Below are 17,164 nucleotides of genomic sequence, written 5' to 3' on the forward strand. Positions count from 1 at the left end.
CTTGCACGGCGACGATGGCAGGGCTCGCGTGATCGGTCGCACCTATCACTCATGAACCAAGCTGAATGCCCGGTACTGGTTTTGGGCCGACAACTTCTTTCACCGCGGGCCGCACCGCGCCGCATCAGGGGCGCGCGGCAACCGAAGCCGAGGCAACAGCAGCGTGGCGCGCTTGCTGGGAATCAGGCCCAACCAGCTGTGGCCAGCCCATGGCGAACAATTGCGCTGAATTTGTCGGTTCGTCGAAGGGCGTCGTGGGCTCGTCGGTCGTATGTGCTTTTCCTCGATCATGATCGAGGCCGATGCGTCGATCGAGCCAAGCCCCGGCACGCCCAGGTGTGTCGCCCACGGATTGCCACGGTGAGCTGGTGGATGGCGATGGAGTTCGCTCCGCTTCCGATTGCGCAAGACCTCTGGCAGGAGTCGCAGAAGCTAACGAACGACGTTTAATCTAAAACTAGCTGAACCCGTCGGCATGCCCTTCCGCAGGCGGTCGCGTTGCTATCGCCTGCGTCGGATATTGTTTTGGTTCTTCGAAAAGTGGTGGTGGAGTTAACCAAACGCTTTACGAGGAAATCAGGCCGTGTACAATCATAAATTGCATACGTCAGCTACTTACCCGAACGACACATTACGGATGCCGCGATGCCGGAGCGAGCGCGTTCTTTCGTCACCATGCTTGTTGTTGGCGTATCGATATCCGGCTGCGGAATCGCCGACCGAGATTTTTTTGAGGAGTACGCCGGGCTTCAGGCCATCGAATTTGCCTCGTCCGACCGCCAGAACTTTTTTCGGATTTATGACAATCCGGTCCACAGGAAGCTAGTGCTTGAGCCACGTTTCCGACCCAATCATACAACGACTGAGGCGCGTCAAGTATCTGGGGTGCAAACCATCTTGCCGGTGCCGGTCTATGAGCGTGCGGCTCGCGATTATCTTTTCAGCACTGGTAGGCCCTGCACGCTGGTGGATGGCTATCCTGTCTCTCACCCAGTGTGGCTGTTCCAATACTCGTGCGGCCCACCGCAATCTCAAATGCCTACCCCCAAGCGACCGCCGTAGGGAGCGGCCTCATGAGTCGTATGCGCGGGTCTCGCCAGCGCAATCTGGAAGTCTTGCAGCCTCAGACTGCGGTTCGCGTGAAGCGCATGCTACTAGGCTCTTGATGCGATCGAATAGCAGCGTCTTATGCGAATGCGATGCTATTTCGACAAGAGGAAGTGCATCTTTGTCTTCGTTGCCGACTGACAGAGTAGGCTCTTCGGACATCATGTCGACGTAAGCCGATAGAGGTAAGTACCCGGATTCGACAAGCGCCCGTGCGGTTGCGAGATCCAGCATGAGAAGTCCCCCGGTTTAAATTCCAGATGCTCATGATGTGCCCAAACATGGTTAATTGATCGTAAATTACTGGCCCTCGCGCCGCTTTTGGTAGAGTGTCAGTGATTGCGCACACCGCTTCTTGCCGAGGGTGAGCGTGAATTTTGAATTGAGTGCGGCCGTCACGGTATGGGTATCTTTGAAGTGGGTGAGGATCGTATCCGTTTCAAATACTTGAGTAGGCTTATGCAAAGGCGAGAACGCCTCGCGTGAGTTGGCTTCAGCTTACCAATCAAGCAAAGGTCGATGAGGTCGTTGTGAACGTACTCGAGACTGCGATACCTGAAGTGCTGATATTTGAGCCAAAGGTAACAAGCGATCCGCGGGGCTTTTTTTCTGAAACGTGGAACTCACGCGTCTACCAGAATGCCCTGGGATCGAGCATTAAGTTCGTTCAAGACAACCATTCACAATCGCGACTGGGTGTACTACGCGGGCTACACTATCAAGTCGAACAAGTGCAGGCAAAACTTGTTCGTGTTTCTCGAGGAAAAGTTTTTGATGTCGCAGTCGACGTTCGACGATCCTCCCCAACGTTCGGAAAATGGATTGGAACCGAACTGTCTGACGAAAATCATCGGCAAATGTGGGTGCCCGTCGGATTCGCTCACGGATTTCTAGTTCTGTCGGAGGTTGCCGATGTGCTTTACAAAGTAACGGATTATTACGCGCCCGAGCATGAACGCTGCATAAAATGGAACGACCCTGCAATAGCAATTAGTTGGCCGATTGACGGAGAGCCCATACTTTCGCCGCGCGATCTCGGCGGAGCTTTTCTTGCCGCAGCGGATGTGTTTACCTAACTGCGGTCCAATTGATCGCGCATTCTTGTGAGCTACAGTGTTTCAATCGGTATCAAACTTGCCGCGCAAAAAGCTAGCCACAGCCGCGGCATCCAGGGTTGAGAGATGGTCCAGAAGCGGTTCCTTGTCACCGGTGGAGCGGGATTCATTGGGTCTGCATTCGTTCGGTTGTTAATAGGTGAAACCAACCATTCGGTGCTTGTCGTCGACAAGCTGACTTACGCCGGTAATATGCAATCCCTGTCATCCGTTGCGGGTGACACCCGATTCCGCTTCCTGCACGCAGACATCTGTGATGCCGCGAAGATGACAGAGGCGATGGACGACTACGCTCCAGATTACATTGTTCATCTTGCGGCTGAGAGCCACGTTGATCGCTCCATCGACGGTCCCGCTGCTTTCATCGAAACCAATATGGTGGGTACCTTCATCCTGTTGCAGGTCGCACACGCTTACTGGAGAAAACTCTCGGCGTCGCGACGGAGCAGCTTTCGCTTTCATCACGTCTCGACCGATGAGGTTTTCGGTTCGTTGCCGGAGACGGGCTACTTTCACGAACAGACAGCCTATGATCCACGCTCGCCATACTCAGCTTCGAAGGCGGCTTCCGATCACCTTGTTAATGCTTGGCATCATACCTACGGTCTGCCGGTGCTGATCAGCAACTGCTCGAACAATTACGGACCGAACCAGTTTCCGGAAAAGCTTATTCCGCTGATGATCATCAATGCGCTTGAGGGGCGCGTTTTGCCGGTTTATGGGGACGGCAAGAACGTTCGCGACTGGCTCTATGTTGAAGACCACGCGCGCGCCTTGATGCTAATCGCGACCCAGGGGGCTGCAGGCGCGAAGTATTGTGTTGGGGGCTTGTGCGAAAAATCCAATCTAGACGTCGTAACGACGGTCTGCGCGGTTCTCCGCGAAATTGCTCCCGACGTGGGAGCCCGAGAGCATCTGATTTCCTTTGTAAAGGACCGCCCAGGTCACGACCGGCGTTACGCAATCGATCCGTCCAGGGTGATCACGGATTTGGGCTGGAAGCCCCAAGAGAGCTTCGAGAGCGGTCTCCAGAAGACGGTGCGATGGTATCTTGACAATCCCGATTGGTGGCAGCGGATCCGTTCAAAGACCTACGGCGGAGAGCGTCTGGGGGTAGTTGCGTGATCCTCCTGTTCGGGGCAGGTGGACAGGTCGGACAGCAATTGTCGCATGATGCGCGGGCGCGTAATATCGCCCTGACGAGCTTGTCGCGCGAGCATGTCGACATCTCTGATTATGGGCGCGTCTCAGACGCTATTCGACATTTCAAACCAAGCGTGGTTGTCAATGCTGCGGCCTATACCAATGTCGATCAAGCAGAGGTCGAGCCCGATGCTGCGTTTCTGGCCAACGCCCAAGGGCCTGAAAATGTCGCACGGGCCTGCAGGCTTGCGAACATCCCAGTCCTCCATTTCTCTACTGACTATGTATTCGATGGAAAGAAGACGGGACCGTATCTTGAGAGTGATCGAGTAGTTGCACTGGGGGTTTATGGTCGCTCGAAGGCCGAAGGAGAGGACAAAGTTCGCGCGGAGACCGCGGAGCACGTCATTCTTCGCACCGCCTGGGTTTATGGCGAGTTCGGCAGGAATTTCCTGAAGACGATTCTTCGGTTAGCAGGCGAACGTGACGAGCTGCGCGTGGTTGCCGACCAGCGCGGCAATCCGACTTCAACGCGTCAAATTGCAGAGGCGGTATTTTCGATCGTGCCGCGAATGATTGAGCGAACTTGTCCCTTTGGCACCTACCATTTCGCCGGGTGCGGTGTCACCACATGGCACGCTTTCGCTGAAAAAATCGTAGCCGTCCGAGCGCGCTTTGCCGGCAAATCTACTCCGGTCGTTGCGATCAGAACAGAAGATCTTCCTACTAAGGTGCCGCGCCCTGCTAACTCGGAGTTGGACTGCGATTTATTCATCAAGACATTTGGAGTGCAGCCGCAGGCTTGGTCGTCCGAATGCGAGCGCGTTGCTTGGTCCCTTTGCCGGACCTGATCATTTGCTATCTCGTACGGATTGATAAGCCGCTAACAAAGCGAGCAGTGCAAACGGCTTGGATGCCGCTCACGGCGTCGTCTGCTTGATGAGCCGTGCCAGCAATGCAGGAGACAACGCGTTGATGGACAGTTTCTTTTAATTGCTGAAGACGACGGATAAACCGCCACACGAATCCGGGGGCGTCGTGTTAGAATACATCGACGCTTTTACAATCTTGAGCACCGGCGCTGGGGCACCGGATCCTTTTGGAGTTCGAGCGGAGAAAGGTAGTCAACCCACGGTCCGGCCGGAAGATGCTCCACGTGCGGCTCCGCCCTCGATATTCGCGCTGCTGTCGTCAAGCGCCATCCAAATTCGCAGCACTGAAATGAGGTGGACTCTATAAACCGTCATCCCGCCAGCCCCTGCGCTAACCAAACTGCCCTCGGGGACCAGGGGCGTTCAAACAGAGATATGATGCCAATGGAAGTTATTAGAGACCTCGATCAGATTGATCGTAAACTTAAAGAAATCGAGAAGGCGGCGTATCACTCAGACGCGGCCATGAGAAAAATATTCTCTGAGTTCTGCTTGGATTTTTCCGAAGTCTACAAGGACCTTCCCAGGGATCCGTTCAGTGATGAGTATTGGTCCTACCAGATGAAGATGTATGAGCGACTTGCTGGTAAGAGCTATCGCGTAGAAAACGAAGTGAGTCATTTGGACGTAGCGGCGGCTACCACACATCCATTCCCCTATACCTCAAAAAGCACCGCTGTGGCGGGTATGCACCTATCAGCACTGGGGTACCTGATAAGCAGAATCGAGATTCCCTCAGGATCAAAAATCATCGAGTTTGGAGCGGGGTGGGGGAATACGACGCTGGCTCTTGCGCTGCTTGGCTACGAAGTAACGGTCGTCGAGATTGAAGCGCGATTTTGCGAGTTAATCCAAGCGCGAGCCAAACTGCATGGAGTTGCAATCAACGTGATCAACGGAGATTTTTTCGCGTGTGAGACTATCAAAGATAAGTTTGATGCGGCTCTTTTTTATGAATGTTTCCATCACTGCTCGGATCACATGAGGCTTTTTAGAGGGCTTCATAACGTGTTGAGGCCTACTGGCTACCTTTATCTAGGCGCGGAACCTGTTCTCCCGGATTTTCCCATTCCTTGGGGCTTGCGGATGGACGGTGAGTCGCTATGGGCAATCCGGCAAAACGGGTGGATGGAATTAGGGTATCGCGAAGATTATTTTGTCAAGGCATTTGAAAGCACTGGGTGGTCAGGATCGTTGCAGCGATCAGCTGACGTTGGATTCGCAAACGTGTGGACGTTAAGGCGAAGTTTGAGCGGCGAAGTGGTAATTCCAATAAGTGAAGATGTTATCTGTTCAGCGCATCCGAAGGGGCCTCATGGCCTTTTAACCGCCGACGGGGATGTGGGTTACATAATTTGGGGGCCTTACATTAACCTGCAGGCTGGTCACTGGCGTGCAACGATAAATGTAAAGGCGGATACTGAAAATTGTGGAGCGGTGATAATTGACATTTGCCAAAACTACGGAAGAGACGTTGTCGCAAAGAGAGACATTGACTTGATGTCGACTAACCGCGCTGAACAGTATTCATTGGACTTTGTTTTGCGCGATCGAGCAGTTAACGTTGAAGTTCGTTTGTTTGGGGTCACTCCTACAAGCGTTACCATATCGTCCGTCGAATTTTGTCAGATTTCGGTCGCAGCGAGCGAGCAACATGTTGATGGCCGCGATAATCGGTTAAGTCTTCTCGGTCGGATCAAGAAGTCTATACATCTGAAATGGGGGTGATGTTTCGTTGTATGAAATGAGCGCTGGCGATGCTGCTGATATGTCTCGTGAAGGCAAGCGGCAGTTCGAATGGCGGATCGTTCCTGCTTTGTTGGATCGCGCGGCCGCCGAAGTTTCGACCTATTCGACCAAATGCAGACAGCTCGCCGCCCTACTGCAAGCCTCGTATTTTGTTTAGAAGTCTTCGATTTTCTTGAACCAAGGCGCATTCGTTATCCGCACCGCCGTTGCAATCGCCGCAGGAAGTTGTCGCTCGTGCGCAAGCCTCGTGGAGCCGGAATGTCCGGGATATTGGCTCGGCGACGAACACGGGATTACGCCAGTTGGCTTGACTGCAGCCACTTGGGCCTGAAAACAGTCACAGTAGTGCGCAGCGGTGGAGGTCTTCCAAGAACCCGCTGCGCTCACTGACGCCTCCGCGGTTTCGGCAAGATCCTTTTGCAATGCCCTTTGCCGCCGTCGCGTCGGTGCCGCAGAAGTTTGGCGTGACCTGCTCCCGTATTTGTACTCGTTTGTAGGGAGAATCTGTTCCGGTTATGCCGCTCAGTGGGGGCGCGTGCTGCGAACTCGGATGGTTTGTGCACGTTGAGGTTCGTATTTGTTTCCGAAGCTTTGCCAGGCCGTCGGCCTAGCTTCCAATTGCGGAAGTTTCGCATTGAGCTCCAACAGATACGCGATGACTCGAGGCATGTCCTACGTCAATTGTTAGCAACTGGCGCCTCGTTCCTTTGCACGATGATGCCAAGAGAGGTGCAAGTATAGGACGCGATTTTCTAGCCGCAGGTAGGGAAGTAGGGCGGTACGTCCACGTAGCCGTCCGCAAAGGCTGCGCCGTTGTCCCAGTCCTCGGTTCGACGGTACGCTCGGCCTGCCGAGGACGTACGAAAAGGGACTCAATATCCCTGCGACGGTATAACGAAAGGGTGGGGGGACTCGAAGGTCTAGTCGTCTGAGCTCATGTTGAATTCCGTTGTGTGGATAGCGACGCCCTCTGGGCGAATGACTGACATTGAGCGTTCGACGAAATCTAGGCCGTGTTCGAGGGAGCCGAGATGTTCTAGCACGCAGGGCGACTAGCAAAAGTCGAAGCGCCCTTCCAGGTCTTCGGGCAGGTTGTTCATGTCAAAACGCTGAACAGAACCCGCTCCCGAAAGGTCGGCTCGTCGCAGATCCCGAGCCGGTTTAGCGCTTTCAGCCCGGCGGCGTGTTGTCCATCGTTCCACCCCGCGGCAGCGGCGCCCTCCTGGGCCATGTCGGTCGCCAAGATATCGACGCCGAGCGACGCGCCGAGCGATGGCAGCAGCTCCAAGCCCACACCGAAGCCGATGCCGCGGCGGAGCGGCCCAAGTTGGCTCCTCTGAAAAAGGGAGTCCGCGATGAAAAACCACTACAAGAGTTTGCGGTTCATGGCCGGGGCCTGCCGCATGCACGACATCCAGTACCGGAAGCCGTCAGTCGAGAGATCGCCTTGGCAGCATATGCGAGGTCCTTTCCTAATGGATGGCCGCGGCTCGACCGGCAGCGGCGGACTGCCGGTCAGCGCCCTGTAGTCGATAACGGACATTTTCACCGCGGGATCGGGCCGCAAGGCTTCCTTGGGCTCCACACTACAATTCGGCGCGGAGCGCGCCCAGCTGTTGCTCAATCGTGTCCAGTTTTGCGCCGAATTCCACCTTCGAGAGCCGCTGCTCGATCGCGTCCAGACATTCTGCCACGCGGTGAATGCCGAGTGCCGCCCTCAGAGCATGAGCGAACGGACGAAGCGGACCTCTCATGAGTTTCCCCTATAAACCGCTTCGTCGCCGATCGTGCCGCCGCCAGTGCCGGCTTGCCTGCAAGCCAGCCAGCATGCCGCGGAGCCGGTGCCCGAGACCGCTCCAAGCATGGTCAGCGAGCCACGTTGCCGCATGCTCCTGGCAGCGCGCCCGCAAATGCTGCTCACGCAGGAGCATGTCGATCCCGTCAGCCACAGCGGAGGCGTCGGTGTAGGCAAAACGGAATACCGCGTCCTGCGCCTCTGCAAAGATCTCCACGGGCGTAACTGCCACGGGCACGCCGCTTGCGAGAGCCGCGCGCAAGGCCGCGCTCGAGGACTCCTTGCTCTCGTCGTAAGGAAGCGCGATAAGGTCGCATCCGGCTAGGCGACGAAGGCATTCCTCCATCGGCAGGAACGCGGTCTCCCACTCGATAGCATCCGTCAAGCCCCTTTCCGCCGCCAGACCCTTACATTTCACAAGCTCGTCGCCTGGGTCGTAGGGATGCAGCGCGTTGATGAGCCGTAGGCGCAGCCGCGGCCAGCGTGGACGCAGCGCTGCTGCGGCCTCAATGAGACGGTCAATGCCCTTGCCCGGTAGGAGGAAGCCGAAGCATCCGATGATGGGCGCATCGGCCGGAGACAGCGGCCGCGCTGGCGGCGCCCCATATCGCGGCGGGGCACCATGCGGAAAAAAGGTCACGTTGGCTATGAGGCCGAGGTCCTTCAGTAGATTAAGGTCCTCGACCCGGTGCACCAGCACCCGCGACGCTTCGCGAAGCGCCGCGAGGGTAGCCGAGCGCTCCGCCGCAGAGATGTCCAGGAGGCGCGGCGCGGCGTGCAGAGTCACCACAACCGCCCGGTCCGCGACGCGCCGGTCGCGCATGAGCTTAACGAGGTGCTCCCAGGTGATTAGGCCGGGTTGATGCTGGATGACCACAACTTCCGGATCCTCTACCGCGATCGCCCGTGCCAGGGAGGCAGAGGCGTCCGCGCTGCCTAATTCCCAGGCCATCCGGGCGGGTACGAGTCCACCCGACGGCGGAAACGCTGTCCGCGATTCGCAGAGGATAACGAGCTCCGTCCCGCTCCCGGCGGCCGCTACGGCCTCGACCAGGTGCCGGGAGTACTCGGCGATGCCGCAATGCACGTTCCAAGTGGAAACCCAGGCGACGCGCAGCCGAGCTGTGCTGTCCATTACGGCCGCATCCAGCATGAGGTCCACGGCCCGGTCTGCCCAGTGCGCGGCGTTGAGCCTGCGGCGGACGGCGTCGCGCGCGCGGGTGGCCATCGCGGCGGAACGGTCCCCGCCGCCCGTCTGGTCCTCGAACACGTCGCGCAAGGCCCGCGTCAGACCAGCGCGGTCCGGTTCCACCCAGACCGAGTTGCCGGACGCGAGATGACTGCGCGACTGCGCAAATCGAAAATCCACGAACCGTGCCTCGTCAGCAGTGCAGAAATCGAGGTGCCCGCCGTAACCCGTGACAATTAGCGGGATGCCCGCGGCCATCGCCTCGGCTGCTGGGATGTTGAAGCCCTCGCCTCGTGTCGGCAGGACCACGGCATCGGCCTCAGCGAAGAGGTTAAGCAGAGCTTGCTCGCCAAGGTCCTCGTTCACGAAGACGATATCCGGCGCCTCCGGGTCACGCGCGCGCAGCGTCGCTAATTGCTCGGCCACTTCGTTGTGCGGATTCGGGAAGCCCTTGATGACGAGACGAACCGGCTCGTCCCGCCGGAAGGCTGCTGCGTATGCCTCCAGCAGGATGTCTACGCCCTTGCGCGGGAAGCATGACGACACGTGCAGGAAAGTGACCGGCCGGCCCGCCGCGCGGGGCGAACCGACGCGCTCGTTGCCGAGACGGAGGAACGGCTCGAGCGCGGGCGCGTAGCCGGAAACGGGCACCGGCACGCCGACGCCGGAGTCCACCAACGCCTTCGCCGCGAACGAGGAGGGCGCGAGCACCGCTCGGAAGCCAGCGTTGATAGCATCCACGAACTTCGCCGGCAGTAGAGACTCTTCCCAGAACACCATCGCAACGGCGCCGTCGCGCGGGTCCTCGGGGGAGTGGAAGGGGTAGTGCTGGCAGAGCACGATCTCCGGTCCGGTCGCTGGGACGGGGCGGCGGGCGAGCGTGGCGATGGCATCCCGCTCGTCGAATGGCACGCCGTCGAAGCGATCCACCGGACCGTTCTCCCAAGGGATGATCCGCACCGTGCCCGGTCGCCGCGATTCCAGCGCGGTGGCCATTGAGCGATTCACCGTCGCCAAGCTGTAAGTGCCGTTAACGTGGCCCCGGACGGCCACGCGGAAATTGGTCGAGAGCGCCGCCCGATCGTCGTCGTCCGGGGGAGCGGCTCCGGCAGAGCGCAGGGCCTGTAGGAGCCTCGGCGAGTACCGCTCCAGGCGGAAGCCGTCGACCACCTCGCGGCCCCGCCTGGCCATGCTGACGCGTCGCACAGGGTCCTGAGCCAGCGCGAGCATAGCGCGCGCCACGGTCTCGGGCGTACGATCTTCGAGCAGCTCGCCCGCGCCGCCAAGGGTATAGGGCACCGCCCCCGCTGGCCATGCCAGTACCGGAACGCCATGAGCCATCGCCTCGACGAGTGGCACGCCGAACCCCTCATGCTCACTGAGCGAGACGTAGAGGTCGGCCGCTCGATACCAGCTGTGCAACTCATTATCCGTCACTGGGCCCGTTAGGGTGACGACTTCTTCGAGCCCCTGGGCCGCAATTCGGCGTCGAATCTCGTTTGGGTAGGGAGCGTCGTCGCCGTCCGTCCGGCCCACGAGAATGAGGCGGCATGGCCGATTCCATGCCGAGCGGAACACCGCGAAGGCGCTCACAAGATCCGCCTGTCCCTTAGAGGCCACGACGCGCCCGACGAAGAGGACGGTGAAAGCTTCGCACTCGGAGCTCCGCCCCTCGGCCGCGTCGGCGAGGAGCGCGTTCACGTCGAACAAAAAGGGACAGGCGAGCGGAGACTCGTAGCCCGCGGCGCGAAGTTCCTGAGCATTGTACACGCTGTCCGCGAGCGCCGCCGTCATGTGCGGCTGCATAAGACGGAGCTGGTGCCGGCCGATATCGGCGTACTGCGCGAAGGCCGGGACGTCCTGAAGGAGCCGCGACGGCGTTATATTATGGTACATTAGAACCTTGGATGCTGGCAACGCGAGCACTCGGTCCAGGGAGTCGTATCCCATAGAGTGATGCACGATCAGCACATAGCGCTCGTGACCGGGGAGGTCATCGAGTTGCAAAAGCTCTGCCTCTAATGCGTGATGGCGATGCTCGACGAAGATTTCGCTCTCGTACCCCTGATCGCGCAACCACCGACGGATCAGCAGCATGCTGTTCGTGATCGCGTCTCCCGGCGATGAGCCGGAATGAAACTGGTGGACAACGCGAAACGCCCGCGGCCCGTCGGATCCCTTCGCGGCAGAAGCAGAAATGGGAATCGCCGGCGGTTGCGGGGGGGCGGCTTTGGGCTCGGGAGACGGCGCGTTCGCAGCGCCGAGGGCGGAGGCAAGGTAGGCGTCACGCCGAAGCCGCAGCCAGTCACGAACTCTCGGCGCGACCAGGCCCAGGCCGCGATCTGCCCAGGCGGCGCCCGGGATGCGGGCGGCTACGCGGGTCGCCGCGTAAAAAGTTACGCGTGATGCCCGCTTCAGCGCGCTCCCGTTCGCGCCGCCTACGCGCGCAAGGCGCTCCACCCTAGGTCGCGACACGCCGGCCTCGATCAAAGCAGAGCCCACGTGTCGGCGCGCGATCTGGCGGACGGCGCGCAAGGGTCCAGTGAGTCGCCAAGAGGTGCTGGCTCGCAGTGCGGCGGCATCCATAATCGCCGCGTCGCGAAAACGCTGCGCGGCGTCCCGCAGCCGGTCAGCCTCAGCAACACGCTCTGCCGCCACGGCGAGCTGCCGACGCGTCTCCTCTTCCGCCGCAACCCTTAGCCGGTCGGCCTCGGCAACGCGCTCTGCCGCCACGGCGATCTGGCGACGCGTCTCCTCTTCCGCCGCAACTCTTAGCCGGTCGGCCTCAGCAACGCGCTCTGCCGCCACGGCGATCTGCCGACGCGTCTCCTCTTCCGCCGCAACCCTTAGCCGGTCGGCCTCGGCAACCCGCTCTGTCGCCGCGGCGATCTGCCTACCTACCTCCTCCATCGCCGCCCCCGCCCGCGCCTCTGTTGCAGCGGCCATGCGCGCGGCTAGGACTTCGCTGGACCGGACGAAGTCGTCGAAGACGTTAACAGGCGTGCGGAAAACTGGACCGAGTTCGGCCCGGTGCTCGTCCGCGACATAGAAGCGGTTCAACCCGTCGAACCACACAAAGCTGTAGCCGGCCCGGAGGAGGATAGGTTCCCACGGCATATGATTCTCTGTCGTCGTCATTGGCTCTGTCGCTTCGACGAGCACGATCCACGGGCGGCAGGCGTTGAAGTCGGCGCCGCGCAGGACCTCCAGCTCCGAACCCTCCACGTCGATCTTAAGAAAGTGAACCTCGGAGCGCAGGTGCTCGCGACAGACGTCAGCGAGCGTCATCACCCGAACGCGCCGCATCTCCGAGCTGAATCCCGCCCGCACGTGCAGATCGGCGATGCCGGCATCAAGTGTCGACAGGCCGGTGCCCCCAATACGATGGAACGGCACCTCGCCGGCAACGCTGCCGAGCGCTACTTCGAGTGTAATGTCGCGGGGACGGCTTTGCCGGAGCTCGGCGGCGAAGTCGGGGTCGGGTTCCACGTTGATCCCCACCCAACCACGCTCGTAAAAGGCCTTCGTGACCGACATGTCGTCGGGGTGCGCCGCGCCGACGTCGATGTATGCGCCGTGTTCGACGTGCCGCAGCGCCCGGTGCAGCATCACATCCTCAAAATTCTGCGCGTACGAGATAAAAGTCATTCGACCCCTCTGCGCGCCTATTGTCGTCGCGGCTCCCGCTAGCACGGGATCCGGCGCGCGCTCTTTTCTGCCAGTCCGTAAACGCCTTGACAACTAGAGGGTGGTGCTCACGTTGCTTGCGACTTGGCCGATGCGAGAAGAGAGACCTCGCGATGCCAGCGAAATGCGAAGCCGGGCGTGGAGCGCGATCGACAACAAGTCGCCTATCAAAGCGATAGATCAGAGGACGGCCGCCGTGAGTAGGACAGACTTGAAATTTTGCAGCCGCGTCATCCAGCGTTCGAGCGGAGCTCACGGTGAGCAGAGGTCACTCTCGATCGAGAAGTTGTATTTGGCGCACAACTTTTGCGCTATCGTCGAAAAAATGCAAATACTGTTCCGAGCGCTTTGTAACCGGGCGTTGCGAACAAACCTTTCGTAGGGGGAATCTTTGTCAAAGACTGCCTTAATTACTGGGATCACTGGACAAGACGGCGCCTATCTGGCACAGTTTTTGCTTTCTAAGAATTATCGAGTCTTTGGCTTGGTCCGACGGTCCAGCACCTCCGAACTTGGCCTTACGAGGCTCAATTGGCTTGGTGTGTCCGACCAGATCATCCTAGTGGACGGTGATCTGCGAGACATCCCCGTTTTGGTGCGTACGATCCAAGAAGCCCAGCCCGATGAGATTTACAATCTTGCGGCCCAGTCTTTTGTCGCTTCATCTTGGCGGCAACCGATACTCACGACTGAGATCACCGCTGGCGGCGTTGCAAACATTTTGGAGGCGACTCGCATAGCTAAACCTGACGCGCGCTTCTATCAGGCGTCCTCTTCCGAAATGTACGGAAGAATTGTGCAGCCCGTTCAGTCAGAGACGACGCCATTTTACCCGCGTTCTCCCTACGCCGTAGCGAAGCTTTTCGGACATTGGCTCACTATCAATTACCGGGAAAGCTTTGGAATGCACGCTTCCAGCGGCATTCTTTTCAATCATGAATCGCCACTACGAGGAATAGAATTTGTAACTCGGAAAGTCTCCGACGGCGTAGCTAAGATCAAATTAGGCAAAGCTAGCGAGCTGCGTCTCGGCAACATCGAGGCGCAACGAGATTGGGGGCATGCTCGGGACTACGTCAGGGCAATGTGGTTGATGTTGCAACAAGATAATGCCGACGATTATGTCATTGCTACGGGAAGGACGACAACAGTTCGCGAAATGTGCCGTATCGCTTTCGCACATGTCGGTTTGAATGCGGACGATCATATTGTTATCGATCCCGCGTTTTTCCGACCGGCTGAAGTCGACATCTTATTGGGCGATCCAAAGAAAGCTCGAAACAAGCTTGGTTGGGAGCCGACAATTTCTTTAGAAGATATGATTTGTGAAATGGTTGATGCGGATCTGGCCAGACTTCGAAAGCAATGACATGACTACAGGCGCTGATGCCCTAACCCGGGCTCCAATCCGCGTTGTTGTGACGGGGTCAAGCGGCTTTGTAGGGCAGTGGCTAGTCCGCCGCTTACGGGAGCCGGAGTTTAGCGGTCGTATAAGTGTCTTTCCATTGTTTGATCAAACAACCGTTGGTCCCCAAAGTGACATAACGACTCATGTTGCAGTGGAAAACGCGATTGCAAGGTTAAAACCTGACTGTGTCGTGCATCTTGCTGCTGTAGCCAATCCAACCGAAGGCAGCAAGAATCCCCGTCGAATGTGGGATGTCAACTTGTTTGGCACCTTCAATGTGGCGCATGCGATATTAAGGCAAGCTCCTGACGCGCGGCTGATTTTTGCTAGCAGTGCAGACGTCTATGGGACCAGTTTCAACACATGCCCACTTCCGATTTCCGAAGAGGCAGTTGTCCAGCCTTTGCGGTCTTACGGCGCGAGCAAGCTAGCGGCGGAGTGTCTTCTGAACCAACTCTCACACGATGGGCTTGATGTGGTGTTGTTCAGGCCGTTCAACCACACCGGGCCCGGCCAGTCTCCCGCCTACGCGGTTTCCTCTTTCGCGCGTCAAATCGCGAACATTGAAGCTGGCCTCGCTGCTCCGGTGCTGAAGGTAGGCAACTTAGACGCCGAACGCGATTTTCTAGACGTTCGCGATGTTGTAGATGCCTACACCTGCGCGATAACGCAGACAAATCGCATCTCCTGCCAACCGATCAACCTTGCGACTGGATTTCCAACCAGCATTGGTTCGATTTTAGAAGCGATGCTTGGAATGTCCGCTTCAAAAATTGAAGTTCGAGTAGATCCAGACTTGGTCAGGAAATCTGAGATTCCAATCATGAGCGGAAGCACGTCGCGAGCGAAAGCGGAGCTCGGATGGACTACACGTATTCCTCTAAAGAAGACCATAGAGGATGTCTTAAACTACTGGAGATCAAGGCCCCCAGGATTTCAGTAATCATGAGCGAGATTACATAATTACATCGCAGATTGATCCCTAGCCCTTTGCGGGGCGTTGATTTGACTGCGCGCTATTTGCCAATGCATTCATTAGGTCCGTCAAGCAAATCCGAGAAGTCATGGCAGCGTTCCCGGTGAAATGGACTTGCCTCACGTATGAGGGGCAAAGGAACACTGAGTACTCTAGTTTTGCAACTTCACACATTCGGGAAGCCCAAACATCTCTCAAGGAGTCGCCCCTTATCCCGACCCAGCTATCCGGCATGAGATCAAAGACCCTCGCCCCGGGTCGACAAAAGACAATGTTTGCGAGTGTTGACCCATGCGGTGAAACGATTACATCGGCGTCGTAAAGCGCCTTGATTTGATCTCGAAAGTGCATCCTAGCAGGCTCTATAATGCGATAGCCTGCTGATGCCAGACGTCGGATCAGTTCCTCTTCGTTGGAAATTGTTCGAGAGGATACATCTCCGGATTGCGATCGTCGTACGTAAATGCGGCGCGTCGGTGTATTGCCAAGCGGCATGGCATCTTGGGCTAACTGTTGAGCCCACCAAAGGGAATTTGGGTTGGGTGCCCTCGTATTGCTGGCATCGATAATGTTGGAAACGATTGCAGATCTAAACTGATATGATGAGTCCGGCAAATAGAGATAATCCTGCTCGCTCAACCCGAGCTCTGAAAGGTGTTGCGTCACCCATGGTGGCTGGTTTGCGGAAACAACAATCTTCAAAGAACCCTTTTTTATCTCATCGAAGAAATAAAAGACAATTGGCAAGCTTGTCAAAAGGTAGTGTCCGTAGGACGGACTGAATGAGTTGAAGGCAAATAGGACATCTTCATCAACATAGTTGTGGCTCTTCCGCAGTTGCCGGACTGCGCCTCCACCTCGGATCAAATGTCCGCCGTCTCTATAACGCGGGTCAAGGAGGTCGTGGACGGTTGTTGTTTCCGAAATAAGCTCGGCCTTCTTGGTAACGAGCCGGATCGAGATCGGGTCTGCGACGCAATTATGAAAGCGGCCAAACACGATTTCCGGTGTTTGGAATCTCGCCTCGGAAAGTGATGCTTCTAAAGTGGTCTTGTTGCGTGTTCCCTCGCTGGCTATTACGGATTTGACATTCTTGACCATAACGGTTGTTGCGGAACAAGCGCGCCAAACAGCATCGTCATTTGTGCGCAATAAGTCGGTCTGGCTATCGCAAGCAATTCCGGCTTGCGAGATAGATTTGTTGACGAGTTCAGAGGACTGGTAGAAGCTCTTGCAAGAGCTTTGCAAGAGCCGTCTCGCCGATCGAGTCCTCAATCGCAGGGACCGCTTAAGTCTATCCGCAATCTGAATTGGGCTGTTCACTGCTCGCTATAGGCGCGCAGAACGTCCGCCGGCACGCCATCCATTTTTATTCGACCCTTTTCCAGCCAAATCACTCGGTTGCAATTCTCTTTAATGAGTTCCGCCGAGTGACTCGCAAGGACCAGAATATTGGATGCGTCGACGACCGCGCGCAAACGGTCGTTAGCACGGTGCTGGAATTCGGCATCACCCGTCGAAAGCCACTCGTCCATGATAAGTATCTCGGGAGCCACGGATGTCGAGACCGCAAAGGCCAGACGCAACTGCATGCCAGTTGAATATGTGCGAAACGGCAAATCCAAGAACTCACCAAGGCCGGTAAATTCCGCAATATCCTCTGAACGATCGGCAATCTCCCGTGGGGTCATACCCATCATCAACCCGCGTAGACGGATGTTATCCCTACCGGATGCCTCAGGATCGATCCCAAGCGAGATGTTTATCAGCGTAGCGCATTTTCCTTCGATTATCGCTTCGCCTCCTGTTGGAACGAATATGCCGGACAACACACGCAGTAAGGTCGTTTTGCCCGCTCCGTTGTGGCCAACTAGTCCCAGCCGTGTACCATCGTTGAGTTCAAAGTTTACGTCCTCTAGGCCACGAATAACCACGTGACCGTCGGGACGCTGGGTGATCGTTGCCCCGACCATGCTTCGGAAAACGCGCTTTTTTAGAGATCGCGCCGAGGCGTCGAAAACAGGAAAGTCGACGGATGCGTGTCTTAGCGCGATTCTTGGCAT

General features: G+C 57.5%; 12 protein-coding genes. 7 read left to right on the top strand and 5 right to left on the bottom strand.

Going from position 1 to position 17,164, the window contains the following annotated elements; all coding sequences use genetic code 11:
• The first annotated feature begins 1,589 nt into the window (after window positions 1–1,589).
• The 5 genes from rfbC to AC5I5I_RS14930 all read left to right on the top strand — a co-directional run bounded on the left by rfbC (window position 1,590) and on the right by AC5I5I_RS14930 (window position 6,203).
• A complete protein-coding gene (rfbC, locus tag AC5I5I_RS14910) occupies window positions 1,590–2,183 on the top strand; it encodes a dTDP-4-dehydrorhamnose 3,5-epimerase (RefSeq protein ID WP_495974350.1) in 594 nt (197 codons plus the stop codon).
• A gap of 105 nt (window positions 2,184–2,288) precedes the next feature.
• Complete coding sequence (gene rfbB / locus AC5I5I_RS14915) at window positions 2,289–3,347, top strand: dTDP-glucose 4,6-dehydratase (RefSeq protein ID WP_495974352.1); 1,059 nt, start codon at window positions 2,289–2,291, stop codon at window positions 3,345–3,347.
• A complete protein-coding gene (rfbD, locus tag AC5I5I_RS14920; RefSeq protein WP_495974354.1) occupies window positions 3,344–4,216 on the top strand; it encodes a dTDP-4-dehydrorhamnose reductase in 873 nt (290 codons plus the stop codon). Before rfbB ends, rfbD begins: the two co-directional genes overlap by 4 nt.
• A 465-nt stretch (window positions 4,217–4,681) precedes the next feature.
• Window positions 4,682–6,025 carry a class I SAM-dependent methyltransferase gene (locus AC5I5I_RS14925; protein ID WP_495974356.1) on the top strand — a complete coding sequence of 448 codons (1,344 nt, stop codon included), beginning with the start codon at window positions 4,682–4,684 and terminating at the stop codon, window positions 6,023–6,025.
• 16 nt (window positions 6,026–6,041) lie between these two features.
• Window positions 6,042–6,203: a hypothetical protein gene (locus tag AC5I5I_RS14930; protein ID WP_495974358.1), complete on the top strand. Its 162-nt coding sequence runs from the start codon at window positions 6,042–6,044 to the stop codon at window positions 6,201–6,203.
• A 939-nt stretch (window positions 6,204–7,142) separates the two neighbouring features.
• Here AC5I5I_RS14930 and AC5I5I_RS14935 read toward each other — a convergent pair.
• The 3 genes from AC5I5I_RS14935 to AC5I5I_RS14945 all read right to left on the bottom strand — a co-directional run bounded on the left by AC5I5I_RS14935 (window position 7,143) and on the right by AC5I5I_RS14945 (window position 12,678).
• The gene (locus tag AC5I5I_RS14935) at window positions 7,143–7,334 is read right to left on the bottom strand and encodes a hypothetical protein (RefSeq protein WP_495974360.1); all 192 of its coding nucleotides are present in this window, start codon (window positions 7,332–7,334) and stop codon (window positions 7,143–7,145) included.
• 298 nt (window positions 7,335–7,632) lie between these two features.
• Window positions 7,633–7,800 carry a hypothetical protein gene (locus AC5I5I_RS14940; RefSeq protein WP_495974362.1) on the bottom strand — a complete coding sequence of 56 codons (168 nt, stop codon included), beginning with the start codon at window positions 7,798–7,800 and terminating at the stop codon, window positions 7,633–7,635.
• Window positions 7,801–7,809: 9 nt separating this feature from the next.
• Window positions 7,810–12,678 (bottom strand): FkbM family methyltransferase, encoded by a 4,869-nt coding sequence (locus tag AC5I5I_RS14945; protein WP_495974364.1) that lies wholly within the window; start codon window positions 12,676–12,678, stop codon window positions 7,810–7,812.
• Between the two features lie 430 nt (window positions 12,679–13,108).
• Here AC5I5I_RS14945 and AC5I5I_RS14950 point away from each other — a divergent pair, with 430 nt between their 5' ends.
• Both AC5I5I_RS14950 and AC5I5I_RS14955 read left to right on the top strand, forming a co-directional pair.
• A complete protein-coding gene (locus tag AC5I5I_RS14950; RefSeq protein WP_495974366.1) occupies window positions 13,109–14,086 on the top strand; it encodes a GDP-mannose 4,6-dehydratase in 978 nt (325 codons plus the stop codon).
• Window positions 14,043–15,068 (top strand): GDP-mannose 4,6-dehydratase, encoded by a 1,026-nt coding sequence (locus AC5I5I_RS14955; RefSeq protein WP_495974368.1) that lies wholly within the window; start codon window positions 14,043–14,045, stop codon window positions 15,066–15,068. Before AC5I5I_RS14950 ends, AC5I5I_RS14955 begins: the two co-directional genes overlap by 44 nt.
• Window positions 15,069–15,107: 39 nt before the next feature.
• On the opposite strand, the gene AC5I5I_RS14960 is transcribed toward AC5I5I_RS14955, so the two are convergent.
• Complete coding sequence (locus tag AC5I5I_RS14960; RefSeq protein ID WP_495974370.1) at window positions 15,108–16,349, bottom strand: glycosyltransferase family 61 protein; 1,242 nt, start codon at window positions 16,347–16,349, stop codon at window positions 15,108–15,110.
• A 71-nt stretch (window positions 16,350–16,420) separates the two neighbouring features.
• Window positions 16,421–17,164, bottom strand: a complete 744-nt coding sequence (locus AC5I5I_RS14965; RefSeq protein WP_495974372.1) for an ABC transporter ATP-binding protein — start codon at window positions 17,162–17,164, stop codon at window positions 16,421–16,423.

This window comes from Pseudorhodoplanes sp. (assembly GCF_059499825.1).

What these genes read in the sequence shown, in the direction of transcription:
- AC5I5I_RS14965 (WP_495974372.1), bottom strand. Translation starts at nt 17,164, where the DNA reads ATGCCAAGAATCGCGCTAAGACACGCATCCGTCGACTTTCCTGTTTTC.
- rfbB (WP_495974352.1), top strand. Translation starts at nt 2,289, where the DNA reads ATGGTCCAGAAGCGGTTCCTTGTCACCGGTGGAGCGGGATTCATTGGG.
- AC5I5I_RS14930 (WP_495974358.1), top strand. Translation starts at nt 6,042, where the DNA reads ATGAGCGCTGGCGATGCTGCTGATATGTCTCGTGAAGGCAAGCGGCAG.
- AC5I5I_RS14940 (WP_495974362.1), bottom strand. Translation starts at nt 7,800, where the DNA reads ATGAGAGGTCCGCTTCGTCCGTTCGCTCATGCTCTGAGGGCGGCACTC.
- AC5I5I_RS14925 (WP_495974356.1), top strand. Translation starts at nt 4,682, where the DNA reads ATGGAAGTTATTAGAGACCTCGATCAGATTGATCGTAAACTTAAAGAA.
- AC5I5I_RS14945 (WP_495974364.1), bottom strand. Translation starts at nt 12,678, where the DNA reads ATGACTTTTATCTCGTACGCGCAGAATTTTGAGGATGTGATGCTGCAC.